Genomic DNA, 26542 nt, shown 5'->3' with positions numbered 1-26542 from the left:
ATCATCTATAATCCATTTATTTAATAAGAAAATAGTTTTCCATAGAACATTTCACGATAGAAAAATATGTGGATAAAATACTGTGGATAACTTAATCCATTTTTTAATTCCGACGGGGATCTTATCCATATAAAATTTACAATATGGTAAACAAATATTCATAATTGATTATGAATATTTTTTATAAATTGCAGTAAAAAACAAATCACCAACTAAAGAAATAAATAACACAACATCATTATATTCAATAATTTAAAAGATTACTTACAGAAAAATAATATAGGATTGATAGTGATTAACAATGATCTGTGCTGATTTAACAATAAAAATAAACACATTATTTAAACATATTATACATAAACACAGTGAGCAAAACGATGAAAAGTTATCCACAAATGAAAAATAGATTTAACCCAATAATCCCTCATTCAAATGACAACAACCGACATCAAAGAAAACATCATTCCATATCTTGGAGAAACCCACCCTTATATTTCCATTCCTGAAAACACTGTTTTCAATGGAAACAGAATAGAGACCCAAATTTCAAATTATAATTTCAGCAATGAAAACTTTTCAAAACTGATAAAAATATTATCATCATTAGGAAGCTGTAATTTATACAGACTTTTAAATACCACCTCCAAAGACCCGATTTATTTTATGGGTGAAAAAGTAAGAATAAGACAGCTTTCTTATAAAAAATCTGATTCTGCCTCTATCACCTGTGAGAGTTTTTTAGAATCCAAAAGAAAAGGCAAATCATCACTTCTGATGAGAGATAATCATTCAGGAGAAGCACTCTACTCTTTCGAGCTTGATTATCATATTATCGCCAAAGATATATTTAAACTTTTTTATAAAGATTATTACAATAATACGCCAATAGAAAACTATGATGAAAATCTTCCGGAGGGACTTATTGTAATAGAAAATGAACATCAGTTTACTGTTTTACTCAGTCCTTTTACGCCTAATCAGTGCAAAGGTCATTTTGAAAATTATCCTATTGTACCTTCTGTTTTTATTATGAACTGTACATTAAGAGAGATTTTCAATTTCATGGGAAACACCGGCCCATATGAAATAGACAACCTGGAAGGTTTTGCTACCAAGGCCATGCCTACAGGAATAGAATACCGGATTGAGATTTCTCATCAACGGTTTTTAAAAGACCTTATTTTCTTTAAATGTGAAATAAAAGATCTCCTGGGAACACCTTATGCTATTATTATCGTAAATCTGAGGTCAAAAGATAAAAAATAAATTTAGCGAGAGCGTCTTAAAAGTACTTTCAACATCAGAAATCGAAGATTCGATGCAGCCAACATCAAAAGTCAGATTTTTTGTTTTTTGAGACAATCTTGTTTTTCAACTCAGATCATTAGATGTTTAACAGTCTTTTTGTAAATTGGGCTTAAAATATAACACACCAATTTACTTCTGTTGAAATGGAAAAATATGCACTCTCGTCAGACGGTCAAAAAATTTATTATAAAGAATCCGGAAATGGAACTCCTACTCTTATCTTCATCCATGGATGGCTAGGCAATACCGAATGGTGGGAAGAGCAGAAAGAATATTTCAAAAACCAATATCATATTGTTTTGATGGATCTTGCCGGACATGGAAAATCAGATTCTTCCAGACAGGAATGGACAAGCGCCGGATATGCTGATGACATTAAAGCAGTCGCTGAAGCGGTTGATCCTCAGGAAATAGTTCTTGTGGGACATTCAATGTCAGGAGCTTATGTTTTGGAAGCTTCTTTAAAAATTCCAAAAGTAAAAGCTTTACTTCTGATAGATACATTGAAAAACCTGGACGAATCATTTACTCAAGAACAAACTGAAGAAGTACTTTCCCAGTACAGAAAAAATTTCAAATACACTGTGGAAAACCTTCTGCCGCAATTTTTGTTTGCAGAAGGAACACCACCTGCTGTAAAAGAAAGGATACAGCGTGAATTTCTTCAAAATGAACCTGAACTGGCAATCAATGCACTCCGTCCTTTATATAAAACAGATTTCAACTTATTGGCGAAACAGATTCAAGTGCCTGTCATAGCGATCAACTCTGATGCTTCCCCTACCCATTTGGAAAACAACCGGAAATATTTGAAAAGCTATGATTATGTAACCATTAAAGGCGTTGGGCATTATCCTATGCTGGAAAAACCTGAAGAATTCAATAAAATTTTAGAAAATGAACTGAAAAAACTGGTTTAAAAAGTATGATATCAAGACAGGAAATTATCCATATATTCTCTGATCTCTCGGAAGGAAAACTCAACGCTGAGGAATGGATGGAATGGTTCAAAGTCTATACAGAAGACATTGAAAAAATATGTGGCAGAAGAACTTTTCTCAGTATAAAGCCTAAAGACAGCTTTAGCGGAGTCCGTAATTTATATATTGGACAGCTGGGCGCTTACGACTGGCTTATCTCTCAAAAAGCAGATCCCCAATGGTCTGACCGTTATAAAAAGGGATGGGAAAAAGAATTCAGCGACTTCTGTAAACAGGAAAAACAAAAAGAAGAGCACCTTCGAAAAACAGTTGAAAATAAGTTTGGGCATCTAAAAACCATTTACCCTAAGTTTTTGAAGCAGCTGACAAAATCTTACAGTGATACTGATTGCATTAAAAATGGGGTGAAAATTGAGGCAATACACAACAAAGAAAAAGAACTCTCTCTACAATTTCCTGAGGAGCTGTCCATCTTCTATCAAAATATTTCAACATTAAAATTTGAAGGTTTAGAAATAAATTTTGAAGAATTAAGTTATGAAATGATAGAGGACCAGCCATATCTGCTCATCGGAGAATTCTGGCTGTATGGAGATGGAGACCAGCTGTTTTATAATCCTGAAAATCGGAATGTCTATATTTTTGCTCATGAAAATATCCCTAAAATGATTAAAATAAGCTCTTCATGGTATGATTTTGTGGAGAAAAAAACAGTAAACTATTTAAAAGAATACGAATAATTACTTCCGTTGTTCAAAAGTTAAGATCGTAAACCCTCATGACCTCAATGCCCATGAAGAACACCAAAATTTTCACAACTGCTTTTGCCAGCGTCTATCCGCATTACGTTCAAAAAGCAGAAAAAAAAGGACGTACAAAATCAGAAGTTAATGAAATTATCTGCTGGCTTACAGGCTACGATGAAAAAGGACTGCAGGAACAAATTGATAGAAGAAACGATTTTATCACTTTTTTTGATCAGGCCCCACAGATACATCCTAATGTTTCATTAATTAAAGGCCTTATTTGTGGATATCGTGTGGAAGAAATTAAAGATGAACTCATGAGAAATATACGGTATCTGGATAAATTGATCGATGAGCTGGCAAAGGGAAAGAAGATGGAAAAAATTAAAAGAAAAAATTAAAAAATTAAATTTCAATGTACGAATGGAATTATTTTTACGGAGCTATCATGCTGGATGAGGACTATACCGGTTTTCTAAACTTCATTAACAATAAAATGCGGGATTAGAAATATTTTTATTTTCATCCGGAAATTTTCTCTCAGGCCACCCAGGAACCAGCTTATTATTATGACAATATTCTTATTTCTTTTGGAAGAACAGAAAGATGGCTTATCGACGATACAAGGGAATTACAAAACTTTATTCGTGAATTTGAAGAAATATTAAGCCAGCTTGATTTTGAACATGCTCAGATAAAGACAGGAGGAATAAACTCAGATCATTCTTTCTTCTGGTCAAACAAAAAAAAGATAACAAGGTCTTATCAGTCTGACAGGATGATGGATATTGTGAAACATTATCATATAAGGCTTTATGAAAGCGAAAAGTATTATTTCGGACTGGGAGAGATTAATCTATCTACAGGAACCTTCAATAGAAAAAACGATGACCATGATCTACACTCCTTTGACAGACAATATAAGAATTTCAGCTATCCTTTTTAACGGACAAAAATTAAACAATTCTTTTCTCCAATTCAAAAAACTTCCCGAAATTAGCAGTCTGTGCGTTAAATACTATTCAATGAAATAAAAATTTAAATTACAACATACAGCAAAACTTAGGATAAGTTTTCTTCGGGGCAGGGTGCAATTCCCTACCGGCGGTTACAGTCCGCGACTCCTTTCTTCTGAAAGGACTGATCTGGTGAAATTCCGGAACCGACAGTTAAAGTCTGGATGGGAGAAGAAAATGAGATGGCCAATAAGATTCCTTATGGACTCTTGTTGTGCCGTATTTCATTTCCATGTACCGAAGACTATTTTAACTTTTAAAAGTAAAATAACATGGAAAAATTATTAGAACAATTCGGAGAAACCTCCAGAGAACGTGTAGAAAAAGCACTTCAGACATTACAACAGGGAAAAGGCATTCTATTAGTAGATGATGAAAACCGTGAAAACGAAGGCGATATCATCTTTCCCGCTTCCACCATTACAGAACAGGACATGGCACTTCTGATCCGCGAATGCAGCGGTATCGTCTGCTTATGCATTTCCGAAGAAAAAAGCCGACACCTCAACCTCCGTCCGATGGTGGACAACAACAGTTCAAAAAATCAAACAGCATTCACCATTTCCATTGAAGCCAGGGAAGGTGTAGAATCAGGCGTTTCAGCCAAAGACCGCGTCACAACAATCAGAACAGCAGTGGCAGCAGATGCTCAGGCAGAGCATATTGCAAGCCCCGGTCACGTTTTTCCTCTGATCGCCAGAAAAGGAGGCGTTTTTGAAAGACGTGGGCATACCGAGGGCAGTGTAGATCTTGTAAAAATGGCCAATCTGGGTGATGATGCTGTACTTTGTGAGCTGACCAATGAAGACGGCTCTATGGCAAGGCTTCCTGAAATTGTAGACTTTGCTATCAAAAAAGGAATGAGCGTCGTCACTATAGAAGATATTTATGCATATCGTAAAATGGTAATGAGCAATTAGACTTACACATTTTTAACGCACAGAGCCGCCTGTTGATATGATCAACAGGCGGTTTTTTCAAAAATTTAATTAAAAACGATATAATTTAACATTTGAATACTATTTTTTAATTATTTTTAACAAAAATTTCTGACTATGAAAAAATCTTTACTCCTTTTATTAGGAGCGTCTGCCATGTTTTCTGCGCAGATCACGCTTACAAAAGCGGCCAATGACCCTATTGCCGGGAATGTTGTGAATTACAATCATGTAACCGGAACCGTTAACAACTCTGCAACAGGAGCTAATGTTACATTTTCAAACGGAGCCCTTACCATGGGAACTTCGTCACAAACAACCTATTCAGTTCCTACTTCTACTGAAATAGCGACTTTTCCAGGTTCCACGATTAAAATGATAGACGGAGCCACAACCATTTATTATAAAGCATCCTCTACTAAGCTTGAAATCACAGGAATTGTAAATACACAGGCTACTTTAAACTTTAGTGTGGATAATGGTACTTATATTAGCTACCCGCTGACTTACGGACCGGCGCAGAGTGATACAGCCAAAGGAACTTTCTCTTCCTCTTCTGCTAACGGCTTGTTCAGCGGAACAATGAATGCCATTGCTGATGCCTATGGAACCCTGATTATAGGGAATCAAACGTACAGCAACGTTCTTAGAGTAAAGTACACGCAAAACTTCAATCTGTATCCGTCTTTTGATGTGACTTACTCCAACCCTATCGGAACAGTCACCAATACAGCCTATTCTTATTATGATGCTTCTCACAGATATGCACTGCTAAACTCTACAAGTGGAAATATCAGTATTCCATTGTTGAGCATCAACCAGACAGTAGCCACCGCATTAGCCTTAAACGAAACATTTCTGGCAACCAGCAATGCGGTAAAAAAAGAAAACCTGATAGTTTATCCTAATCCTGCACAGGACTTTATAGGTTTCAAAGGAAATACGGATAACTATTCCAAAGCAAATATTTACAGTCTGGATGGAAAACTGGTTAAAACTTCAGATATAAAATCCGGAAACGTACAGATCTCTGATCTTCCGCCAGCGTCTTATTTTATTGAGATCAGTGGAAAAAATAATACAGATACAAAGAATACAAAATTCATCAAAAAATAAAAAACGAAATCCCCGCTCCTACAAATGAGCGGGGATTTCTTATTAACATTCAAATTGGCATCTAAAAAGTAGCGGCTGGAGCCGTTTCATTATTAAGCTTTCGCTGGATTTCTGTCTTTTTCCCTTTTGAGAAATCATAGCTCAGCCCCAATACAAACATGGATTTATTATTCATAATCTGAGTATGAACTTTATAATCTACCAGACTTTCAGGTAAACTTTTTGTTTTATATTCCGAAGGCATTCCTATCCAGTACATTCCTGTGGAAAATGTCCAGTTTTTAAGCTTATAGCTTACAAAAACATTATTCTGATTTTCATTGGTATTCAGAAAAGCGCCGCTAAGGCTGTATACCGGAATATTAAACTGATATTGAACAGAAAAAGATTGATACTCTGAAGAAAGTGAAAAATAATTTCCCAAATAATCATTTTTAATCAAAGCACCGGTACTTGTCCGTACCGTTTCAGAAGTAGGCGTGATCACAGCTTTTACGACAAGCAGATTATTTCCGAATGGTTTGTAAGATCCTGTAAGCTGTACTCCGTACCGTTGTCCGTTTTTTCCATTTTCATACGTCAGCGCATAGCCTCCCAGTATCTCATCCTGAACGTAATACTGGTTGATCACCCTGTTGGTATACCGGTAAAACAAACCTGCGTTAAAGTCAAAATATTTATTATTAAAGGAATACGTAAGGTTATTTGAAAAAACCTGCTGAGATTCTAAAAAAGGATTTCCTCTCTGAACAATATTTGGAGCCAGCTGCACTACATTACTGCTCAAAGCATTGCTCCAGGGACTTACCGGGTTATAACTTGTTGTAAAACGAAGATTCTGACTGTTTTTAAGCTGATACGCCAGGATAACTTTTGGAGTAAAAGTCCATTCATCAAAAGTATTCTCTGCACTTTTGTTGTGAATATTGGTAAGCCCGGCTCCAATACGGTAGCTGAATTTATCTGTCTTTCCTGCAAATTCAGTGTAAAAATACTGTTCCAGATAAGTGACACTGTATCGGGAATATCCGGCAAGATTATTCAGGTCATTCGAAATAGAAGACCGTGAGATGCGATATCCCGATGAAAGTTTTCCTGCCTTGAAATCATGAGTATGGGCAAGCTCCCCCACCAGGCTGGTTTGCTTTGCCACCAGAACCATATCATTATCATATACTGAAAATCCCGACCCTGTTACCCATTCCCTCGCTGTTTCCGAAGTATGGGTAGTATAGTGAGATCCAACAGCATTGATACTCAGTTCATCTTTTTCACTGATTTTTTTAGAATAATAAAGATCCAGTTTAGGAATCACATAATCTGAACCATTATTTTTAAACATAGCATGTTCTTCTTTCAGGTTATCTTCCGTAAAGACACTCTGCCCTGTTCCTTTTGAAAACCTGCTGAAAATATCCATATTGAATTTGGCCTGAAATGCATATTCATCAGGAACAAGTCTGGTGAAACGCAAAGCAATATTCTGAAAAGTATATCCGAAATGATCGGTTCTGTTTTCGTCAGAACGGTAATGTTTTTCATTGAGCTGATAATCATAAACACTGTTTACTCTTCTGTCATTATAATCTCTCAGATTCAGTGAATACTCCAAACCAAAATTATTTTTACCTTTTGTATAACTGGCATAGGCAGAACCATTCACAAATCCCGTATTCAAAGCAGCAGAAACATCAGCCCCGAAAACATATCCTGTTTCTGCAGATTTTGTCAGAATATTAACGACAGTATCAGCTCTTGTTGCCCATCTTGCCGGCGGAATATCATAATATTCCACCTTCAGAACCTCATTGGGAGCAACACTCCGGATCTGCATGTCTGTAGCCTCAATTCCGTTGATAAGAAATAATGTAGTTCCTCCTTTTGTGCTGGTAATGGTATTGGATACCGGATCAAGCTGCAGTTCCGGAAGGGTGCGAAGCAGGTCTTTTGCATAGCGTGCTCTTTCCAGAGCCTCCTTATCAAAAGTATAAACTGCTTTATCAGCAAACTGCTTTTTAAGTTGTGATTTTAAAATAACTTCCTGAATCTCTTTAGCCACTACACCAGCCGTATCATTTTTCTTCTCCTGAGAAAATATAAAAGCTCCGCAAAGAAAGAAAATGGTATATATAGTTTTTTTCATTTCTGAAGATGAATTATACCATTAGGACAACACATCCATGATGTTTATTACATTTACAGATACAACATATTTAAAATTTTTCATAAATTTTCATTTAAATTCCAATTATTATGATAAATTCAGCCCGTTTTTTGCTGATTACTTTTTAACATCACAAAATATAGCGTCATGAAAAAGTTATTCATATTAATTCCATGCTCTTTTTTTTCCGCATTAGGAGCTCAGGAAATTCAAAACAGCCCGGCAGAGAAAATGAATATCATCAAGACCAATGTTACAGCCTATGCATTCAGAAACATCAATCTGTCTTATGAGCGGGCTATCAACCAATGGTTTTCAGTGAATGTAGGTTTTGGAACAATGCCTGAAGGAAAAGTACCTTTCATCAATTCCTTTCTGAAAGACGAGGACGAAAAAAGGTTCCAGAACCTCAGGGTAAAAGCCACGAACTTTACTATAGAACCCAGATTTTATGTAGGAAAAGGTTACGGTAAAGGATTCTATTTTGCACCTTATTACCGTTATTCAAGCGTTACTTCCAATACTTTCGATTTTTATTATGACTATAATGGCCCTAATGGAATCACCTATCAGATACCTCTTAAAGGTTTTGGAGACACCAAAGGAAACAGTGGTGGTCTGATGGTAGGCGTACAGTTCTTTTTAACAAGAAGCCAGAACCTTGTGCTTGACTTCTGGATTGCCGGCGCCCATTATGGAAGCGGAAAAGGGGATTTTACAATGACTTCAGATTATGTACTGACTCCCGATATGCAGGCTCAATTAAAAAAGGAGATCGAAAACCTCGATATTCCATTTGTAAAATATACTGTAGAAACCAATGCCAACGGAGCGAGAATAAAAGTAGACGGCCCCTGGGCGGGGTTCAGAAGCGGACTTTCGATAGGATATAGGTTTTAACATATTCAACACTAACATCTAAACCGTTCTTTATCAGTACGGTTATTTTTTTCTGAAATTTGTATCTTGGATCCCATTATAAGAACTTTCTGGAATTTATACTATCTATGAAATCAACCTCTGTTACCACCGGCCAAAGAATCAAGGCTATCATAGGCGGATCTATCGGAAATCTTGTCGAATGGTATGACTGGTATGCGTATGCAGCCTTTGCCATCTATTTTTCACATTCTTTTTTCCCGGATTCTGATCTTAATGCACAACTGATGAATACTGCAGGGATATTTGCTGTAGGTTTTCTTATGCGTCCTATCGGTGGATGGCTGTTCGGAAGTATTGCTGATAAGATTGGAAGAAAAAAAGCAATGACTTTTTCTGTATTGCTAATGTCCTTTGGGTCTTTGCTGATTGCTCTCACCCCTACCTATAAATCGATAGGTATTTTGGCTCCTTTAATACTTTTACTGGCCAGATTGCTTCAGGGCCTGAGTGTAGGTGGAGAATACGGGGTTTCGGCTACCTATCTCAGTGAAATGGCAACACAGGACAGAAGAGGATTTTACTCGAGTTTTCAATATGTCACCCTGATCGGCGGACAGCTTATCGCATTAGGGATACAGCTTATTTTACAAAAATTAGTACTTACAGAAACACAGCTGGAAGATTGGGGCTGGCGAATTCCTTTTGCTATTGGGGCTCTGCTTTCCATTATTGCATTATACCTTCGGGCTAATCTTCATGAAACGGAAGCCTTCGAAAATAAAAAAGAAGTGAGCGAAAAGAAAAAAGGGACCGTAAAAGAACTCCTGAAACATCCCAAAGCCCTTCTTACTGTAATAGGTCTTACATTAGGAGGAACACTTGCATTTTATACCTATACAACCTATATGCAGAAATTTCTGGTCAATACCGTACATCTTACCAAGGAAGAATCTACATTGATCTCATTTATTTCCCTCTTTATATTTGCCTGCCTTCAGCCGGTATTCGGAGCATTATCTGATAAAATTGGAAGAAGACCTCTTCTTTTGGGTTTTGGTATTCTGGGAACTTTATGTACTGTTCCGCTTCTTACAGCACTCAGCAATACTACTTCAATGTGGGGAGCATTTTCCCTGATTATGACTGCATTGATTATTGTTAGCGGATATACTTCTATCAACGCCGTGGTAAAAGCCGAGCTTTTTCCTTCTGAGATCAGGGCGCTTGGTGTCGGCTTACCTTATGCCATTACGGTTGCCGTATTTGGAGGGACAGCAGAATATATTGCGCTCTGGTTCAAAAAGATTGGTTCTGAAGAATACTTTTACTGGTACATTACCGGATGTATTCTTTTCTCTCTGGTTGTTTATATAGGAATGAAAGATACTAAAAAGAAGTCTACATTGGATAGAGACTGAATTTTTAGATTTTATAAAAAATTTACGCCGCAGATTCTCTGCGGCGCACTTCTATTTTAATGATAGGCCTGTTTAAATTTTTCAATCATACTGTCCAGATTATGGCGCTGAACGTATATACTTTTTACCTCCTGATACCTCGGCGATTTGTAGAAAACCTCATGAAAATCCATACTGCCGTTTCCTACTTTTACAACTTTCTGTACTTCGATATTCAACTTTCTTAATTCGTCTTTGAAGACTTTAAATTCATCTTGGATACTACTGCTCATTAATATTTTTGGTTTTTTAGTTAAAAATTCCTTTTACCCCTTTGAATATCAGGGGTAACCTCTCAAATTCTGAATAAAGTTAGTAATTTTATCGATACAAAATAACACTTTGACAATATTTTATTGTTTTTTTTATAAATAGTGACTTAATATTATACGATTGATACATATTCCGTATTTTTAACCTTGTGAAAAATCGTAAAAATGCCATACAACCTATGAATACCAAAGCTTTTTTCTCTTTATTTTTTTTACTATTGATTACTTTCCTGCATGCTCAGAAAATGGAATTTAAGGCTCCGGATTATGCGGCCATTCAAAAAAATATTGAAGATAAAAATTCAGAATTCTATTACCCTAAACTTTTAAAAAGATTAAAACAGAGTGATACGCTTCTTACGGGCAATCAATACCGGCATCTGTACTTCGGGTATACCTTTCAAAAAGAATATCAGCCTTATAAAACGGGGAAGAAAGCTGAAGAAGCAGCCAAATATTATCGTGGGGAAGGTATTTCACAAAAGGATCTTTCCAAGGGAATTCAGCTTTTCCGTGATGTACTGGATGAAAATCCGCTGGACCTTCGTGCCATGAATTATCTGGCCTATTTGTATCATCTCAACAATGATGATAACACTGCGAAAAAGATTGCAGGAAACTTTCATGGATTATTAAGCGCTATTCTTACATCCGGTGATGGGCTTACATGTGAGACGGGCTTTCATGTTATTTCTGTGACTGATGAATACGTGCTGCTGAACAGGTTTCAAATGGAAACTCAATCACAAAGCCTGGAAGGAAAATGTGATTATCAGGAGTTTGAAAAAGGCAAATATAAAATCCCAGGGTTCTACTTTAATATCAGTAGATTCTATGGAAGAATATTAGATTAACAGCCTTCATTTTTATACAATAAATTTCATGTGATTTTGTCCTGAACACAAGGTTTTGGAGGAGAAAAAATATTTTTTTTCATAAAAAATAAATTTTAGTGTAACATTTTCTGAAGGTTTGTCTCTAAAAGACAAATAAACCTTAAAACTTTAGAAATCATGAAAAAATTCACGTTCCTTCCTATCATCCTCTTATTTTTTTTGGCGGTGTGCAATATATTTGGACAGCAAACATCTTATCCTTTTGAAGTAAAGAAAACCGGAAAAGGAAATCAGTCTCTAATTTTTATTCCAGGGTTTGCCTCTTCAGGAGAGGTTTGGAATGAGACAGCTGCAAAATTTGAAAAAAACTTCACTTGTTATACTTTGACAATGGCCGGCTTTGCCGGAACAAAACCACAGACAGAGGCCAGTTTTAAAGACTGGGAAAAAGGAATCGCAGCTTATATCATAAATAATAAAATTGATAAACCGATTCTTATCGGGCACAGTATGGGAGGTGGCCTTGCGTTGGCTATTGCAGCCGACTATCCGGAACTTGCAGGTAAAATCGTTATTGTAGATACTCTTCCCTGTCTGGCAGCAATGTATGATCCCAATTTCAGTTCAAAAGAAAATAATGACTGCACCTCTACTATTACCCAATTAACAGCTATGAATGATGAACAGTTCCGAAAAATGCAGACTCAGGCAATGCCACGCCTACTGGCGGATACTTCTATGCAGGAAACCGTAATCGGATGGAGCATGAAATCTGATCGGAAGACATTTGCAAAAATGTACTGTGATTTTTACAATACCGATCTCAGAGAGAAAATAAAAAACATTCAATGCCCTTCTCTTATTCTTCTGGAGTCCTTTTTTGTTAATCTTAAACCGACTATTGAAAGCCAGTACAAGGATCTAAAAAATGCCAATATGCAATATGCTTCAAAAGGATTGCATTTCATCATGTATGATGACAAGGATTGGTATCTTAACCAGCTTACTAACTTTTTATCTTCGAAATAATGGTTTTTGAAGAGATATACGAACTCTACTGGCAAAGGATATTCCGTTTATGCATGGGATATGTGAATGACACCGAACTTGCACAGGATCTTGCACAGGAAACCTTTATCATTGTATGGCAGCAGCTTCCTAAATTCAGGAATGAATCCAGCGTAGGAACATGGATCTTTAGAATTGCTTCCAATAATTGCCTGCGACAGATTGAAAAGGAAAAGAAATTTGCCAAAGCAGATTTACCGGTAAATCTGGAAGAGAAAAAGCAGGAATCCATAGAGCCTCAGATACAGATGCTCTACCAGTATATTTCTGAGTTGCCGGAAACGGACAGGATCATCATTTCACTGGAACTGGAAGAGGTAAAACAGGCTGAAATAGCCCATATCGTAGGACTTTCAGAATCCAATATCCGGGTAAAGATTCACAGAATAAAAGAAAAATTAACACAAAAGTTTAAAGAAAATGGATACTAATATCGATTTCAAAAATATATGGAAGCAGCAGACTTCCAACAAACCCAATATGGAAGAGCTTCTCGGAAAACTGAAAAAATTCAGAAATCAGAACCTGCGCAGACTGGTCTTTGCTAACATTGGATTAATTGCTACTTCCTTATTGATTCTTTTCATCTGGTACCGTTACCAGCCTGAAATGATCACAACAAAAATCGGAATTGTACTTGTAGTCTTGGGAATGGTTATTTTCCTGCTTGCCTACAACAAAATGTTTATGGTATTCTACAAAATTGATCAGACTCAATCAAATAACGAATATCTCCAAAGTTTGTATGTGGTAAAAAATAAGCAGAAGTTTATGCAGACCACCATCCTCAACATATATTTTATCATGCTGTTTCTCGGAATATGCTTTTATATGTATGAATACACATCAAGAATGACTCTTGGCGCCGGAATTCTGACCTATACCGTAACCTCAGCCTGGATTGCTTTCAACTGGTTTTATCTGAGACCGCGAACCATCAAAAAACAGCAGGGAAAAATTGACGAATTAATTAATAAATTTGAAGAGATCAATAATCAATTAAAAGAATCATGATATCTTCCGACAACAAAAGCCACTGGGAAAACGTATATGAAACCAAAAATCCGGATCAGGTAAGCTGGACACAGAAAAAACCTCAGACATCACTTGATTTTATTACATCTTCGGGACTGGGGAAAGATGCCAGCATTATCGATATCGGAGGCGGCGACAGCAACCTTGTTGATTTTCTTCTTGAAGAAGGCTACAAAAACATTACAGTACTGGATATTTCTGCCAAAGCATTGGAAAAAGCAAAGGAAAGATTGGGAGATGCTGCTAACAAAGTAAAATGGATTGCAACAGATATTACAGCTTTCGAACCTGCAGAGACCTATGACATCTGGCATGACAGAGCTGCCTTTCATTTTCTTACAAAACCGGAACAGGTTTCAAAATATATTGATATTGCAGAAAAGAATGTAAATAACTTTATGATTATCGGAACTTTTTCTAAAAACGGTCCCACCAAATGCAGCGGACTGGATATTCAACAGTATGATGAAGAGTCATTAGCTGAAAAATTCAAAGCTGGTTTTACAAAAATAAAGTGTATTACAGAAGATCATATTACTCCTTTTGAAACAGTTCAGAATTTTGTATTCTGCAGTTTTAAAAAGCATTGATAGATCAAAGCTGATATTTTAAATAAAAAACTGTATAAATTTACAAGTCGCAAAAGGTTAGACCGAAAAAAGAGAATCATAATGACTCTCTTTTTTGTTTATTATAATTTCTGATGGATTACGATTCTTTTTCTTCCTCCATTTCCACTTCATGACGAAGCTGGGCTTTGTAAAGAGTAGCATAATAACCGTTCTTATCCAGAAGCTCAAGATGCTTGCCTTCTTCCACAATTTTACCATGCTCCATCACAATGATCTTATCCGCCTTTTCAATGGTTGAAAGTCTGTGGGCAATAATAATGGATGTCCTGTTTTTAGTAATTTTTTCTGTTGCTCTCTGAATCAGCTTTTCACTCTCATGATCAATGGAAGAAGTTGCTTCATCCAGGATCAAAATTTTCGGATCTGATAAATAAGCTCTCAGGAAAGACAGCAGCTGCCTCTGCCCCAAAGAAATGGATGAACCTCTCTCGCTCACTACATAATCATATCCCCCAGGAAGCTGTTCAATAAACTGATCCACTTCAATTTCTCTGGCTCCGGCTTTAATTTTATCCAATGTTATCCTGTCATCACCAAAAGCAAGATTTTCAAAGATACTTCCGTGGAAAAGGAACACATCCTGCAGCACTACGCCGATATGGCTTCTCAGATTATACAATTCATAATCTTTTAAATCCACATCATCGATCAGGATATTTCCTGAATTGATATCATACAATCTGGTGATCAGACTGATAATGGTAGATTTTCCGGCACCTGTTGCACCCACAATTGCTACGGTTTCTCCCGGGTTTACTTTAAAATCAATTCCCTTAAGTACTTCCTGCTTTTCATCATATGCAAAGTGTACTTTCTGGAATTCAATTTTTCCGGCAAAGTGATCTTTCTTCACCGTTCCGGTATTTGGCATTGCGTTTTCTTCATCCATTAACCCCAGCACTCTTTCTGCTCCTACAATTCCTCGCTGGATATTATTGAAACGGTCTGCAATCTGTCTCAAAGGACGGATCAGCATGGAAATATACTGGATAAATGCAATCACTACCCCGGCGCTGATGGTAATATATCCCCCATAGAAAAGAATAAATCCTATAAATAATGAAGAAATCAGTTCCACTACCGGGAAGAAAAGAGAGAAAATAAATACAGTTCTCAGCAATGCTCCCTTAAGGGTAATATTGATATCATCAAATTTCTTAAATTCAGCTTCCTGTCTGTTGAATACCTGGATAATCGGCATCCCGGCAAGCCTTTCCTGAACAAAAGAATTCTGATTGGCAGTCCAGTTTCTCTCATCTCCAAAAGCTTTTTTCAGTCTTTTCTGGAAGAATCTTGTAATGACTACCATCAAAGGTAAAATGGCCAGTGTAATATAACTCAGGTGAACATTGGTATTGAACATCATGACCAATACAAACAGAATTCTCAGGATATCTCCAAACACCATCAGGAATCCATCTGTATAAACAGTAGCAATTGTTTCCACATCGCCTACCGCACGGGTCACCAGCTGCCCAATTGGGGTTTTATCAAAAAATGCAGTCTTGAAATAAATCAGTTTCGCATATAAACGCTCTCTGATATCTCTGATCACATTCTGCGAGATAAAATTGGAAAAATAAACCAGGAAAAAGTTCAAAATCGTTTCAGCAAACACCAATCCAACAAGGATATAGATATGCTTCATCATTAAAGCCTTATCATGAAGTTTTGTAATATCATTATCCACCACCTGCATGGTAAGATAAGGCCTGTAAGTGGAAACAATCGAAAGGAATATGGAAATGATAAGGGTAAGGATGAACCAAGAACGAAATTTCATTCCGATAAAGAACAGCCTTTTTATAATTCCCCAGGTATCTTGTTTTTTCATTGTACGAATCGAAAGAAAGAATTAAAATAAAATTCTATGCAAAAATAAGACTTTATAACCGGACTGCCTTTACAACTTTTGCAAATCGTCATAGAAAATTTAAGATATCTACCATTTACAGAATGAATATATTAAGCATTCTTTTGTATCCAGCTCAAAACATATTCTGCTACCTCTTCCCAGTTTTTTTCTCCACATATAAAATGACTCCTGCCTGCAAACTCTTTAAAATCCACAATGCTGCCAGTATCTTTATAAGCCCCCGCTATTTTCTTTGAAAATGCTGCCGGAAAAATATGATCATTAGATCCCGCTATGAACAGCAGCGGTTGATGGGGTTTCTTTAAATCTAATTTTGCAGAAGCTTTAAACAAAGGATCTTTTGCCAATTTTCTGCTTTCAGGAACTGCTACCGTCGTGTAAAGCCTGTCACTTTCTTCTTTTGAATAATTATTGAAAAAGGCCTTGTGATACCATTCTTTTGTTCCCATATATGGACTGTTTCCTTTGAAGAAATTCACCACTGGCCAAACGATTTTAACGGTAGAAAAAGGCGCCATAATATTTTTCGGAGGAGCACCGTCAATACTTATGCCAGCTGCTGCCTTCCCCATATCGATCAGCTTTTGGACCATAAGTCCTCCAAAAGAATGTCCGATAACAATAGGCTTTTCAGGAAGACTGTCAATCAGTTTCACAAGATTGTCCACAGTATCGTCAAAGCCGACATGTCTTAATTCGCCGGGAATGTTATTTTTCAAGTGTACAGGATCCCCTTCATGTCCTGGATTTGAGGGAGTATGTACGGTATATCCCTGAGCTTCAAAATAAGTTTTCCATTCTTTCCAGCTTGTATTATTCACAAATAACCCATGAATGAATACGATCGTTTTTGTTTTCATAATTTTCACTTTTTGTTTTGTTAAATTGATGAAACAAATTTCTGCAGATAAAATGACGAAAACTTTAACCCAGGTTAAAATCGTACTATTTACCTGAAATTCTTTTTCTTATCCTGCTCAGAGAAGGTCCCTGAATTCCCAGATAAGAAGAAATATGATACAGCGGAACATTACTGAAAATATCAGGATGCTCTTTCATCAGATCCAGATAACGTTCTTCCGGAGACTTTAATAAAAACCCTTCTACCCTTGTCATGGTCACGTTAAATGCTGCCTGCGCCAAAAGTCTCCCAAATTTTTCCCATTGATGCGACTGCTGGTAGAGAGAAATAAGATCTGCGTGCCGGATAAAAATAATACAAGCATCCGTAAGGGCCTGAGTAAAATAATCACATGGGATCTGATTGAGAAAACTTTTAAAAGGAACTACAAATCCATTGGCAGAATAAAGAAAAACATTCTTTTCTTCACCCGTATCTCCATTGATGACATAAGAACGAAAAACTCCATCGACAATAAATCCTAAATAGGAACATACATTTCCCTGAAGATTATAAAAATCTCCTTTTCTATATTCTTTTGGCAGCCAGAAATTTTCAGACAGTCTGAAATCTTCTTCTGAAAGTCCGGCAAAATGATGTAAGGCAAAGGCTAGTTTATCAATTTCTGTCATGGTTATTTTTTTAGTACCCTTATATTATCTAAAAATAATCTTAATTTCCGATACTAAAAAGAGAAATCTTATTGATCAAAGGTCTTCCCTATCACTTCAATTTCGATGGTTTTTGCCGGTCTTTCTTTTATGAATTTGTTTTCAAGGAGCCTATCAATTCCCCAAACTGATGCAATAGAGATGAACGAGCCTAAAATATTCACTCCGGAAAAACCCTGTGTAATTTACATTATCTAAAGATTCAGGATCTGTTAAGCTTAAATAAACACCATAGCAAAGACCTAAAACGATCTGAGTTCCCGGATAAATACCAATTGCCAGAACATGGTAATACCATTTTGTTTATCCAGACCTTTCGACTAACTGTGTGTAATATCTATAGGCACAGATAAGAATAAAAATTGATAATATGATTATTATTTTGTTTTAGTTTTTATTTAAAATCGTAGCCTACATCCACCAGATACAATCCGTGCCCCGGAGCTGAAGTTCCTGCAGCGTTCCGGTTTTTGTCTTCAATCACCTTACGGAGATCTTCCGGTTTCAGTTTACCCGTTCCTATTTCTACCATAGTTCCGACAATAGCACGAACCATATTTCTTAGAAAACGGTTGGCTGAAACGGTAAATTTCAGTTCTGTTCCGTTTTGCTCCCATTCTGCTTTGTAGATTTTGCAGATATTGGTTTTGTTGTCGGTTTTTAATTTTGCAAAACTGGTAAAATCCTCATATTCGAAAAGAATCTTGCATGCTTCATTCATGGCGACCACATCCAGAGGTCTTTTCCAGTGCTGCCAGGCAGATTCCTGCGTGAATGGATTTTTTTCCAATGAGATATAGTATTCATAGGTTCTGTACGTTGCATCAAAACGGGCATGGAAATCATCTTGTACAGGAAAAATTCTTTTAATGGAAATATCAGGAGGCAGAAAACTGTTCAGCCTTCGCGGAAGCTGATCATCCAATTCTTTTTCCGTATCAAAATGGGCAAATATTTTTTTGGCATGAACTCCTGTATCTGTTCTCCCTGCCCCTGTAGTTTTAATTTCTTCGCGCAAAATGGTGGACAGCGCCTTTTCCAGTTCTTCCTGTACAGAAATAGCATCCGGCTGTATCTGATAGCCGAAATAGTTCTTTCCGTTGTAAGAAAATTCAATAAAGTATCTCAATGTATTCTAATAACTCCACAAAAATACTTTAATTTAACGAAATATTTGTTGAAAAGTCTTTGAGAATATTGCACCAAATGCTTATGAAAATTCCTATTTTTGCAAACGTATGAAAAGATGGTACCTTTATCCTTTTTCCCTTGGTTATCATTTGGTAACGGGTATCCGAAACACAATGTATGATCTGGGAATTTTTAAGTCGACAAAATTCAAGACACCGATAATCAATGTCGGGAATCTTTCTGTGGGCGGAAGTGGAAAGTCACCCATGGTGATGTATCTTGCCCAGTTTTTATCCAAGCATTACAGAACCGGTGTGCTTTCACGAGGCTATGGAAGGCTGACAAAAGGCTATGAAGTAACCAATTATGACAGCAACTACAAAATGGTAGGTGATGAAGCGATGCAGCTTTTTGAGCGCTTTAAAAACCGTTTTGTTATCGCTGTTTCAGAAGATCGCGTTCCCGGTGCCAAAAAAGTGATCAGCGATATGGATCTGGAAGTTCTGGTGTTGGATGATGCCATGCAGCACAGAGCCATCAAAGCAGGTTTCAATATTCTGATGACTGATTTCAATGATCCGTTCTTCAAAGATTATCTGCTTCCCGCAGGCGACCTGAGAGAATCGAGATCCGGCTATAAACGGGCAGACATTATTATGGTCAGCAAGTGTCCCGATGAGCTTACCGAGGAAACAAAAAGGTATTATATCTCACGAATAAGACCTTCATACGGGCAGAAAGTCTTCTTTTCATCCATCGGTTATGACGAAAATGTATATGGAAAAGATAAAGTACTTCCTGACAACAACCTGAATTATTATGATATTTTACTGATCACCGGAATTGCCAACCCAAAACCGCTTCTGGAGCATCTGGCAAAATTCTCAAAAAGGGTAAAACATCTAAAATTCAGAGATCATCACAATTTCACGGATGATGATATTAAAAAAATCCTTGCGGAATATAAAAAATTAGGGGAATACAAGCTGATATTAACCACCGAGAAAGATTATGTACGTCTGAAAACTTTTGACTATCTTAGAGAAATTGTTTACTACTGGCCTATCAATGTACTCATTGATAAGAAAGAAGAATTCAATCAAATCATCTTGGATTATGTTAGAAAAAATTAAAGAAACTGCAGATTTTATTAAAAATATTATTCAGGAAACGCCTGATTTTGCGGTTGTTTTAGGATCCGGGCTGGGAAAATTACAGCATGAAATAGAGCCGATCCATGTTTTAGAGTACAAAGACATCCCTCATTTTCCGCAAACTACAGTAGCAGGGCATACCGGAAAGCTGGTTTACGGAAAACTGGAAGGAAAAAAAGTTCTGATGATGAGTGGCCGTTTCCATTATTATGAAGGGCATTCAATGGACACTGTGACCTTCCCTGTAAGAGTTTTTCATTTACTGGGAATCCAAAATCTTATTCTTTCCAATGCCTGTGGCGGTGTAAACCCTGCGTACGGTGTCGCCGATATCGTGATTCTGAAAGACCACATCAATATGATGCCCGAACATCCGCTTCGTGGAAAAAATACCGATGAGCTAGGACCACGTTTTGTGGATATGAGCGAACCGTATAACAAAAAAATGATTGCCACAGCAGAACAGGCTGCAATAGATCATCATATCAAAGTCCATCAGGGGGTTTACGTTGCTCTCCAGGGCCCAACCTTTGAAACTCCTGCCGAATATGGAATGATCAAAGCCATTGGCGGGGATATGGTAGGAATGAGCACTGTTCCTGAAGTTATTGTGGCCAGGCATATGGGAATGGATGTATTCTGCATTTCGGTGATCACAGACCTTGGCGGACCGGATATTGCCTTTGCCGTTTCCCACGAAGAGGTGTTGAATGCTGCTGACAAAGCAATGCCGAATGTAATTACCGTTGTCAAAGGTTTGATTAAAAACTATCAGTAAAAATCTGCCAATACTCCCATCCTCCCTCATAGAGTCCATCAATATTATAAATTTTTCCTAATTTCAAAGAAATCAATCTCAGATTGCCATTCATTGTTTAGATTTGTACAAATGAAATTGTACGAGATGAAAAAGTTGATATTAATTTTTATGATTGGGATTTTTGGGATAAGCTATTCTCAAAAAGTCCCTGCTGTTCTTAAAACAGGATTTTCAAAAAAAGCCTTACAGCAGAAACTGGAAGATGAAGAGGGAAAAAGCGTGACTATTCAGCAGATTCTTGATCAGCATAAAGGGAAAGTTTTAGTCATTGATTTCTGGGCAGGATGGTGCAGAGATTGTTTAAATGCGCTCCCAAAAGCTAAAGAACTGGAAGAGCGTAATAAGAATATTGATTTTGTTTTTCTGTCATTGGACCGTTCAAAAGAAGGATTTGAAAAAAGCCTTGAAAAGTTTGATATGAAACACAAAGAAAATTACTGGTTCGCTTCAGGATGGAAAAATGATTTTAATAATGATGTGGATCTTAACTGGATCCCAAGATATATGGTCATTGATCAGAAATCTTCTATTGCAAAATATTATGCCATATCACCTGAAGATCCTGAACTTCAACAAACCATCGACAAGCTTTTAAAATAGTTATCATTAACTTCAAAAACATAAAAACTCATTGAAAATGATCAACTTTCAATGGGTTTTAAATTTTATTTATATATACACCATGATCACAAGAGAAGCTACAGAACAGGATTTAAAAATTCTTTTAGAATTCGAACAGGGAATTGTTACTGCTGAAAGGCCTTTTAACAGTACATTGATTGAAGGAGAAATCCATTATTATGATTTAAAACATCTGATACAGTCTCAGGACGCAACAGTAATTGTTGCCGAAGAAAATAATGAGATCATTGCATCAGGATATGCTCTGATTAAAAAAGCGGAGAAAGACTACTATCAGTTTAAAGAATATGCCTATTTAGGTTTTATGTATGTAAAGCCGGAATACCGAGGAAAAGGAATCAATAAAGTGATTACCGATGAACTTATTTCCTGGTCAAAATCCAGAGGAATGAATGAAGTAAGGCTGGATGTGTATGCTCAGAATGAATCTGCTGTAAAAGCTTATGAAAAATCAGGTTTTAAACCTCACCTTCTTACCATGAGACTGAAACCGTAAAAGCTGGAAGCAGAAAGACGGGAGATGGAAGTAGTTTATGCCCTGGAAATAATCTATGCTTTTTTAATTAATTTTCATGCTCATTAACGTCTCTCTCCCGGCTTCAAACTTCAACACTATAAAAAATTTACCGTCAATAAAGGAATCCATATCTTTGTATATGGATTTTTCTTTGCCTCTTCGTAAAATTATTCATGTGGATATGGATGCATTCTATGCTTCTGTAGAGCAGCATGATAATCCTACATTGAAAGGCAAGCCTATAGCCGTAGGAGGACAGCATCGTGGTGTTGTCGCTGCCGCAAGCTATGAAGCAAGAAAATATGGTGTCCGTTCTGCCATGCCCAGTAAGACAGCCAAAGAAAAATGCCCACAGCTTATCTTTGTTCCTCCCCGTTTTGCCAGATATAAAGAAATCTCCAAAAAGATCCGGGAAATTTTCTATGAATATACCGATCTTGTAGAACCCCTGTCACTGGATGAGGCTTATCTGGATGTCACCGAAAATAAAAAGGGAATGGAGTCTGCCAACCTCATCGCCAAAGAAATCCGTCAGAAAATTTTTGAACAGACCGGACTCACAGCTTCTGCAGGAATTTCGGTCAATAAGTTTCTGGCTAAAGTAGCTTCTGATATCAATAAACCCAATGGGCAGAAAACAATCCACCCGGATAAAATGGAGCATTTTCTGGAGGAGTTGCCTGTGGAAAAATTTTACGGGGTTGGAAAGGTTACCGCCAACAAAATGTTTAGTTTAGGGATTTATAAAGGAAAAGATTTAAAAAAAAGATCGCTGGAAGAGCTGGTGAAAATTTTCGGAAAATCAGGGAAACATTATTATAATGTAGTACGGGGAATTCATACTTCCGAAGTAAAACCTCACAGGATTCAGAAAAGTGTGGCTGTGGAAAGAACATTTTTTGAAGACCTGCTGGATGAACAGCAAATCAATGAAAAACTGGAAAGTCTCGGGCAGGAACTCCATCAGAGATTACAGAAAAATAATATTCTTGGAAGGACTTTAACCTTAAAAATAAAGTACAAAGACTTCTCTCTTTTCACAAGAAGTATCACAAAGGAAGACTATTTTTCATCTCCGGAACAGTATTTTAATACCGGGAAAAGACTATGGGAACTTCGTCCTTTTGATAAGGCTGTACGCTTATTAGGACTCTCCCTCTCCCACCTCAATACAGAAGAAAAAAAGCAGGTTTCCGTTCAACTAAAAATCCCGTTTGAAGAATTCGAATAGAGGCAGGTCATATTTTTTTGCTAACTTGTATCAATCAAATCAGCAAATTTATGAACCCAACCATGATTCAGTTTTTCCACTGGTATTCTGAAGGAGACGGAAAGTTGTGGAAAGAAGCCGAAACACAGGCCGGATATTTAGCAAAACTGGGAATTACATCAGTATGGCTTCCCCCAGCATATAAAGGCACAAATGGAGGATACTCTATCGGATATGATGCCTATGACCTGTATGATCTTGGAGAATTCGACCAAAAAGGAAGTATTCCTACAAAATACGGAACCAAAAACGATTACACCAAAGCTATTAAAGCCTTAAAAAAGAATAACATACAAGTCATCGTAGACATTGTTCTTGGGCATAAGGCAGGCGGTGACGAACTGGAAAAATTCAAAGTGGTAAAAGTAGATGAAGAAAACAGAGAAAAAGTGATTTCTGATGTTATCGAAATTGAGTCTTATACCAAGTTTACCTTTCCGGGGAGAAGAAAAAAATATTCTGATTTTGAATGGAATTTCACCTGTTTCAGTGGTGTAGATTATGCTGAAGGTATGGAATCCCATATTTATAAAATACAGTCTGAATACGGAGATGACTGGGAGGAAATGATACATGATGAAAAAGGAAATTACGATTATCTGATGTATAATGACATCGAACACCGGAATCCTTTTGTACGGGAAGAACTCAACAATTGGGCAAAATGGTATTTTGACCAGACAGATTTTGACGGGGTAAGACTGGATGCATTAAAGCATATTTCTTTCGATTTCTATAAAGAGTGGCTTACTTTGCTCCGCTCCAATTCCGGAAAAAATATTTTCGCTGTCGGAGAATACTGGGCTCCCGGCTATCTACATCTGCTCCAGAAATATATTGAAGTGACCGAAGGCTGCATGAGTCTTTTTGACAGTTCACTTCAGAATAATTTCCATAATGCTTCGAAAGAAGGAAGCTCTTATGACCTGAGAAAAATTTTTGACGGAACTCTTACTCAGGCAGATCCCATGCATTCTGTAAGCTTGGTAGCCAATCATGATACCCAGCCTCTGCAGGACCTTGAAGCCCCTGTAGACTCATGGTTTAAACCTCTTGCCTATGCTTTGATATTATTAAGAAAAGACGGTTATCCATGTGTATTTTATCCTGATTTGTATGGTGCCCATTATATCGATAAAGACTCGGGTGGTCATGACCAGGAGATATTTATGCCGAAAGTAGACGGTATCGAAGAATTATTAAAAGCAAGAAAAGATCATGCATACGGTGAGCAGCATGATTACTTTGAAGACGCCAACTGTCTTGGATGGGTCCGTACCGGAGATGATGCACATAAAGGCTGTGCGGTAGTTCTGAGCAATAAAGATGCGTATAATAAACCGATGGAAGTCGGGAAGCTTTATGTCGGAAAAAAATTCAAAGACCTCCTGAAACGGTTTAAAGAAAAAGTAACCATTGATGAGAACGGATGGGGAGATTTTCCTGTTCCGGCGGGAAATGTGAGTGTTTGGATTCCTGAGTGATACTAATTTACCAGAAACCCTTGTCAAGGCTCCAAACCTTGACAAGGGTATATTTTAGCAATAGATATATTGACAGTACCAAACATCTTTAGCCCATTCACAGCATTCTCCGTCTTCGTTGGAAGTACAGCACACTCTGCCTCTGTTGATATCTCCGGCTTTTAAACTCTTTAATTCCTTACGGTTCAGTTTTCTTACTTTGAAATCTTTGCTTGTTTTCATAATTATTATTTTTTATGGTTTAGTTATTAAATATACATTAAAAATCACAATTATGAATAAAAATTCATCATAAATCAATGAATTAAATACATATAAATCAGTACACTTTCCGGAGTTCAAGAATTTCCGGCCTTTCAGAAGTATCAGATATTTTTCCGTTTCTGGCAAATTCTGCCCAGAGAGCTCTTAATTTTTTGCCATGCTCATGAATACGGTTCCAGGGAATATTTTTCAGCAATTCTGAAGATTTCCAGGCGGCTTCATTGCCAAAAATTAAGGGAAGATCAATACAGTGAGGAGCACCGATATGATTATCTTTTAATTTTGAATGAATTCTGAAGAGATAAACATTTCCGCCGGCATCAGCCAGATTCTGTGCAAACTGCTTTGCCGGAGCTCCATAGATAAATTCTGTAGTCTTTTCAACAGTCTTATCCATAAGTTTTAATCCAAGTCCTTTTCCAAAATATTTATTTAAAGCCCCGGAGGTTTTGAGATAGAATGCAGTTTCATCATTATTCAAACCAATCAGGACATCAAATTTCTGGGCATTATTTTTCCACATTTCCACCGATTCTTCCTCTTTGCACAAAGGAAAGAATCCATATTGGGTTCCAAATGGCATTGCTGCTTTCAAACCGTATTTCATGACAGATGGTACCAACGCCTTATATTCATCCATCATTTTTAAAACATCGGTTTCATCTTTCAGTATTTCTGTTTTTTTCAGAAACTCTGCTGACATTTTCTGCCTTTTATGACGTAACCCCAGAGGAGCACTCTGGATAATCACCCGATGAAACAGATTTTCAACTCCTTCTGAGATCATTAAATGGGCAATAGCATCACCGCCTGAAGACTGTCCCAGAAGAGTAATATTGTTTTCATTACCTCCAAAATCCCCAATATATTTTTTTATCCATTTCAAAGCTTCAATGATATCTAACAGCCCAAGATTAGCAGGCCTTTTCTCATTGCCCCCAAGAAAGCCGAAAAGTCCCAGACGGTATGAAACCGTAACAACGATAATGTGCTGTTCTTTTACCCATTCGGCAGGGTCAGCAGTGGCAAGATCACCACAGCCTATTTCATGAGAGCCCCCGTGAATCCAGACTACGACAGGCAGTTTTTCATTTTCAGAAACAATCCCGGGCCGGGTTATGGAAAGGTATTGCGTAGATTCATCAGGTTCAAAACTTTCAACAGGTGTAGCGCCGATCATCTTTTCTACAAGCGGACTTAGGGCCTGCGGGCAAACCGGAGTTTTTTCAGGAGAAATAATTATCGATGATAAAGAAGATTCTACTGCAACAGGTCTTTTAAATCTTTCAGAATGGGCATAACGGATGCTTCTGGCTCTGATAATCCCTTCTTCTTTTAAGGCTAAAATCTTTCCGAAACGGGTCTTGAAAATAATGGTATTTTGCTGATTAGGTGTCATCT

28 protein-coding genes and 1 riboswitch are annotated in these 26542 nt (G+C 37.1%); of the genes, 20 read left to right on the top strand and 8 right to left on the bottom strand.

The genetic code is table 11. The features are described from left to right. The first annotated feature begins 432 nt into the window (after positions 1-432). From CRS_RS09360 to CRS_RS09330, 7 genes are all read left to right on the top strand, one after another. Positions 433-1266 (top strand): hypothetical protein, encoded by an 834-nt coding sequence (locus CRS_RS09360; RefSeq protein WP_142723775.1) that lies wholly within the window; start codon positions 433-435, stop codon positions 1264-1266. A 185-nt stretch (positions 1267-1451) separates the two neighbouring features. Then, complete coding sequence (locus CRS_RS09355; protein WP_142723774.1) at positions 1452-2228, top strand: alpha/beta fold hydrolase; 777 nt, start codon at positions 1452-1454, stop codon at positions 2226-2228. 5 nt (positions 2229-2233) lie between these two features. Next, positions 2234-2989, top strand: coding sequence for an SMI1/KNR4 family protein (locus CRS_RS09350; RefSeq protein WP_142723773.1), 756 nt, complete (start codon positions 2234-2236; stop codon positions 2987-2989). Between the two features lie 53 nt (positions 2990-3042). Then, on the top strand, positions 3043-3396 hold the full coding sequence (locus tag CRS_RS09345) for a DUF2200 domain-containing protein (protein ID WP_142723772.1): 354 nt from the start codon (positions 3043-3045) through the stop codon (positions 3394-3396). Positions 3397-3810: 414 nt separating this feature from the next. Further along, the gene (locus CRS_RS09340; RefSeq protein ID WP_142723771.1) at positions 3811-4029 is read left to right on the top strand and encodes a hypothetical protein; all 219 of its coding nucleotides are present in this window, start codon (positions 3811-3813) and stop codon (positions 4027-4029) included. A gap of 36 nt (positions 4030-4065) precedes the next feature. After that, positions 4066-4191, top strand: a riboswitch (FMN riboswitch). A 92-nt stretch (positions 4192-4283) separates the two neighbouring features. Then, entirely contained in the window at positions 4284-4931 is a 648-nt protein-coding gene (ribB, locus tag CRS_RS09335; RefSeq protein WP_142723770.1) for a 3,4-dihydroxy-2-butanone-4-phosphate synthase, read from the top strand. 135 nt (positions 4932-5066) lie between these two features. After that, complete coding sequence (locus tag CRS_RS09330) at positions 5067-6065, top strand: T9SS type A sorting domain-containing protein (RefSeq protein WP_142723769.1); 999 nt, start codon at positions 5067-5069, stop codon at positions 6063-6065. 61 nt (positions 6066-6126) lie between these two features. On the opposite strand, the gene CRS_RS09325 is transcribed toward CRS_RS09330, so the two are convergent. Beyond that, a complete protein-coding gene (locus CRS_RS09325) occupies positions 6127-8208 on the bottom strand; it encodes a TonB-dependent receptor domain-containing protein (RefSeq protein WP_142723768.1) in 2082 nt (693 codons plus the stop codon). A 168-nt stretch (positions 8209-8376) separates the two neighbouring features. Between CRS_RS09325 and CRS_RS09320 the strand changes: the two genes are divergently transcribed. Then, positions 8377-9129, top strand: a complete 753-nt coding sequence (locus CRS_RS09320; RefSeq protein WP_142723767.1) for a DUF3575 domain-containing protein — start codon at positions 8377-8379, stop codon at positions 9127-9129. A 107-nt stretch (positions 9130-9236) separates the two neighbouring features. Further along, on the top strand, positions 9237-10529 hold the full coding sequence (locus tag CRS_RS09315; protein WP_142723766.1) for an MFS transporter: 1293 nt from the start codon (positions 9237-9239) through the stop codon (positions 10527-10529). A 56-nt stretch (positions 10530-10585) separates the two neighbouring features. On the opposite strand, the gene CRS_RS09310 is transcribed toward CRS_RS09315, so the two are convergent. Continuing rightward, positions 10586-10801 carry a hypothetical protein gene (locus CRS_RS09310; protein ID WP_047435309.1) on the bottom strand — a complete coding sequence of 72 codons (216 nt, stop codon included), beginning with the start codon at positions 10799-10801 and terminating at the stop codon, positions 10586-10588. 218 nt (positions 10802-11019) lie between these two features. On the opposite strand from CRS_RS09310, the gene CRS_RS09305 reads away from it, so the two are divergent. From CRS_RS09305 to CRS_RS09285, 5 genes are all read left to right on the top strand, one after another. After that, the gene (locus CRS_RS09305) at positions 11020-11694 is read left to right on the top strand and encodes a DUF4919 domain-containing protein (protein ID WP_142723765.1); all 675 of its coding nucleotides are present in this window, start codon (positions 11020-11022) and stop codon (positions 11692-11694) included. Positions 11695-11853: 159 nt separating this feature from the next. Continuing rightward, positions 11854-12705 carry an alpha/beta fold hydrolase gene (locus CRS_RS09300; RefSeq protein WP_142723764.1) on the top strand — a complete coding sequence of 284 codons (852 nt, stop codon included), beginning with the start codon at positions 11854-11856 and terminating at the stop codon, positions 12703-12705. Then, entirely contained in the window at positions 12705-13175 is a 471-nt protein-coding gene (locus CRS_RS09295) for an RNA polymerase sigma factor (protein ID WP_142723763.1), read from the top strand. Before CRS_RS09300 ends, CRS_RS09295 begins: the two co-directional genes overlap by 1 nt. Then, the gene (locus CRS_RS09290; RefSeq protein ID WP_142723762.1) at positions 13165-13758 is read left to right on the top strand and encodes a hypothetical protein; all 594 of its coding nucleotides are present in this window, start codon (positions 13165-13167) and stop codon (positions 13756-13758) included. The genes CRS_RS09295 and CRS_RS09290 overlap by 11 nt, the downstream gene beginning before the upstream one ends. Further along, positions 13755-14369 carry a class I SAM-dependent methyltransferase gene (locus tag CRS_RS09285; protein WP_142723761.1) on the top strand — a complete coding sequence of 205 codons (615 nt, stop codon included), beginning with the start codon at positions 13755-13757 and terminating at the stop codon, positions 14367-14369. The genes CRS_RS09290 and CRS_RS09285 overlap by 4 nt, the downstream gene beginning before the upstream one ends. Before the next feature lie 118 nt (positions 14370-14487). Here CRS_RS09285 and CRS_RS09280 read toward each other — a convergent pair whose 3' ends face one another. From CRS_RS09280 to truA, 4 genes are all read right to left on the bottom strand, one after another. Further along, positions 14488-16245 carry an ABC transporter ATP-binding protein gene (locus tag CRS_RS09280; RefSeq protein WP_142723760.1) on the bottom strand — a complete coding sequence of 586 codons (1758 nt, stop codon included), beginning with the start codon at positions 16243-16245 and terminating at the stop codon, positions 14488-14490. 131 nt (positions 16246-16376) lie between these two features. Beyond that, complete coding sequence (locus CRS_RS09275) at positions 16377-17147, bottom strand: carboxylesterase (RefSeq protein ID WP_142723759.1); 771 nt, start codon at positions 17145-17147, stop codon at positions 16377-16379. A gap of 85 nt (positions 17148-17232) precedes the next feature. Next, the gene (locus tag CRS_RS09270; protein WP_142723758.1) at positions 17233-17820 is read right to left on the bottom strand and encodes a Crp/Fnr family transcriptional regulator; all 588 of its coding nucleotides are present in this window, start codon (positions 17818-17820) and stop codon (positions 17233-17235) included. A gap of 433 nt (positions 17821-18253) precedes the next feature. Continuing rightward, positions 18254-18988, bottom strand: coding sequence for a tRNA pseudouridine(38-40) synthase TruA (gene truA, locus CRS_RS09265; protein ID WP_142723757.1), 735 nt, complete (start codon positions 18986-18988; stop codon positions 18254-18256). A 109-nt stretch (positions 18989-19097) separates the two neighbouring features. On the opposite strand from truA, the gene lpxK reads away from it, so the two are divergent. The 6 genes from lpxK (at position 19098) to CRS_RS09235 (ending at position 24877) form a co-directional block, all read left to right on the top strand. Further along, positions 19098-20123, top strand: a complete 1026-nt coding sequence (gene lpxK / locus CRS_RS09260; protein WP_142723756.1) for a tetraacyldisaccharide 4'-kinase — start codon at positions 19098-19100, stop codon at positions 20121-20123. Further along, positions 20107-20922, top strand: coding sequence for a purine-nucleoside phosphorylase (locus tag CRS_RS09255; protein ID WP_142723755.1), 816 nt, complete (start codon positions 20107-20109; stop codon positions 20920-20922). The genes lpxK and CRS_RS09255 overlap by 17 nt, the downstream gene beginning before the upstream one ends. Before the next feature lie 126 nt (positions 20923-21048). Beyond that, entirely contained in the window at positions 21049-21564 is a 516-nt protein-coding gene (locus CRS_RS09250; RefSeq protein WP_142723754.1) for a thioredoxin family protein, read from the top strand. 82 nt (positions 21565-21646) lie between these two features. Next, complete coding sequence (locus tag CRS_RS09245) at positions 21647-22102, top strand: GNAT family N-acetyltransferase (protein ID WP_142723753.1); 456 nt, start codon at positions 21647-21649, stop codon at positions 22100-22102. 160 nt (positions 22103-22262) lie between these two features. Next, complete coding sequence (dinB, locus tag CRS_RS09240; protein WP_142723752.1) at positions 22263-23354, top strand: DNA polymerase IV; 1092 nt, start codon at positions 22263-22265, stop codon at positions 23352-23354. A gap of 50 nt (positions 23355-23404) precedes the next feature. Beyond that, positions 23405-24877 carry an alpha-amylase gene (locus CRS_RS09235; protein ID WP_142723751.1) on the top strand — a complete coding sequence of 491 codons (1473 nt, stop codon included), beginning with the start codon at positions 23405-23407 and terminating at the stop codon, positions 24875-24877. Between the two features lie 54 nt (positions 24878-24931). On the opposite strand, the gene CRS_RS24375 is transcribed toward CRS_RS09235, so the two are convergent. Together CRS_RS24375 and CRS_RS09230 are read right to left on the bottom strand one after the other, a co-directional pair. Beyond that, on the bottom strand, positions 24932-25099 hold the full coding sequence (locus CRS_RS24375) for a hypothetical protein (protein WP_172617027.1): 168 nt from the start codon (positions 25097-25099) through the stop codon (positions 24932-24934). Between the two features lie 97 nt (positions 25100-25196). Next, complete coding sequence (locus CRS_RS09230; RefSeq protein WP_142723750.1) at positions 25197-26540, bottom strand: carboxylesterase family protein; 1344 nt, start codon at positions 26538-26540, stop codon at positions 25197-25199. Positions 26541-26542 lie beyond the last annotated feature (2 nt).

This window comes from Chryseobacterium sp. ON_d1 (assembly GCF_006829085.1).
In the GTDB taxonomy this organism is placed as follows: Bacteria; Bacteroidota; Bacteroidia; order Flavobacteriales; family Weeksellaceae; genus Chryseobacterium.
This window is presented reverse-complemented; position numbering and strand designations above follow the sequence as displayed.

Excerpts from the sequence above, each read along its gene's own strand:
- CRS_RS09360 (WP_142723775.1), top strand. The coding sequence starts at position 433 with ATGACAACAACCGACATCAAAGAAAACATCATTCCATATCTTGGAGAA.
- CRS_RS09355 (WP_142723774.1), top strand. The coding sequence starts at position 1,452 with ATGGAAAAATATGCACTCTCGTCAGACGGTCAAAAAATTTATTATAAA.
- CRS_RS09350 (WP_142723773.1), top strand. The coding sequence starts at position 2,234 with ATGATATCAAGACAGGAAATTATCCATATATTCTCTGATCTCTCGGAA.
- CRS_RS09345 (WP_142723772.1), top strand. The coding sequence starts at position 3,043 with ATGAAGAACACCAAAATTTTCACAACTGCTTTTGCCAGCGTCTATCCG.
- CRS_RS09340 (WP_142723771.1), top strand. The coding sequence starts at position 3,811 with ATGAAAGCGAAAAGTATTATTTCGGACTGGGAGAGATTAATCTATCTA.
- ribB (WP_142723770.1), top strand. The coding sequence starts at position 4,284 with ATGGAAAAATTATTAGAACAATTCGGAGAAACCTCCAGAGAACGTGTA.
- CRS_RS09330 (WP_142723769.1), top strand. The coding sequence starts at position 5,067 with ATGAAAAAATCTTTACTCCTTTTATTAGGAGCGTCTGCCATGTTTTCT.
- CRS_RS09325 (WP_142723768.1), bottom strand. The coding sequence starts at position 8,208 with ATGAAAAAAACTATATATACCATTTTCTTTCTTTGCGGAGCTTTTATA.
- CRS_RS09320 (WP_142723767.1), top strand. The coding sequence starts at position 8,377 with ATGAAAAAGTTATTCATATTAATTCCATGCTCTTTTTTTTCCGCATTA.
- CRS_RS09315 (WP_142723766.1), top strand. The coding sequence starts at position 9,237 with ATGAAATCAACCTCTGTTACCACCGGCCAAAGAATCAAGGCTATCATA.
- CRS_RS09310 (WP_047435309.1), bottom strand. The coding sequence starts at position 10,801 with ATGAGCAGTAGTATCCAAGATGAATTTAAAGTCTTCAAAGACGAATTA.
- CRS_RS09305 (WP_142723765.1), top strand. The coding sequence starts at position 11,020 with ATGAATACCAAAGCTTTTTTCTCTTTATTTTTTTTACTATTGATTACT.
- CRS_RS09300 (WP_142723764.1), top strand. The coding sequence starts at position 11,854 with ATGAAAAAATTCACGTTCCTTCCTATCATCCTCTTATTTTTTTTGGCG.
- CRS_RS09295 (WP_142723763.1), top strand. The coding sequence starts at position 12,705 with ATGGTTTTTGAAGAGATATACGAACTCTACTGGCAAAGGATATTCCGT.
- CRS_RS09290 (WP_142723762.1), top strand. The coding sequence starts at position 13,165 with ATGGATACTAATATCGATTTCAAAAATATATGGAAGCAGCAGACTTCC.
- CRS_RS09285 (WP_142723761.1), top strand. The coding sequence starts at position 13,755 with ATGATATCTTCCGACAACAAAAGCCACTGGGAAAACGTATATGAAACC.
- CRS_RS09280 (WP_142723760.1), bottom strand. The coding sequence starts at position 16,245 with ATGAAAAAACAAGATACCTGGGGAATTATAAAAAGGCTGTTCTTTATC.
- CRS_RS09275 (WP_142723759.1), bottom strand. The coding sequence starts at position 17,147 with ATGAAAACAAAAACGATCGTATTCATTCATGGGTTATTTGTGAATAAT.
- CRS_RS09270 (WP_142723758.1), bottom strand. The coding sequence starts at position 17,820 with ATGACAGAAATTGATAAACTAGCCTTTGCCTTACATCATTTTGCCGGA.
- lpxK (WP_142723756.1), top strand. The coding sequence starts at position 19,098 with ATGAAAAGATGGTACCTTTATCCTTTTTCCCTTGGTTATCATTTGGTA.
- CRS_RS09255 (WP_142723755.1), top strand. The coding sequence starts at position 20,107 with ATGTTAGAAAAAATTAAAGAAACTGCAGATTTTATTAAAAATATTATT.
- CRS_RS09250 (WP_142723754.1), top strand. The coding sequence starts at position 21,049 with ATGAAAAAGTTGATATTAATTTTTATGATTGGGATTTTTGGGATAAGC.
- CRS_RS09245 (WP_142723753.1), top strand. The coding sequence starts at position 21,647 with ATGATCACAAGAGAAGCTACAGAACAGGATTTAAAAATTCTTTTAGAA.
- dinB (WP_142723752.1), top strand. The coding sequence starts at position 22,263 with ATGGATTTTTCTTTGCCTCTTCGTAAAATTATTCATGTGGATATGGAT.
- CRS_RS09235 (WP_142723751.1), top strand. The coding sequence starts at position 23,405 with ATGAACCCAACCATGATTCAGTTTTTCCACTGGTATTCTGAAGGAGAC.
- CRS_RS24375 (WP_172617027.1), bottom strand. The coding sequence starts at position 25,099 with ATGAAAACAAGCAAAGATTTCAAAGTAAGAAAACTGAACCGTAAGGAA.
- CRS_RS09230 (WP_142723750.1), bottom strand. The coding sequence starts at position 26,540 with ATGACACCTAATCAGCAAAATACCATTATTTTCAAGACCCGTTTCGGA.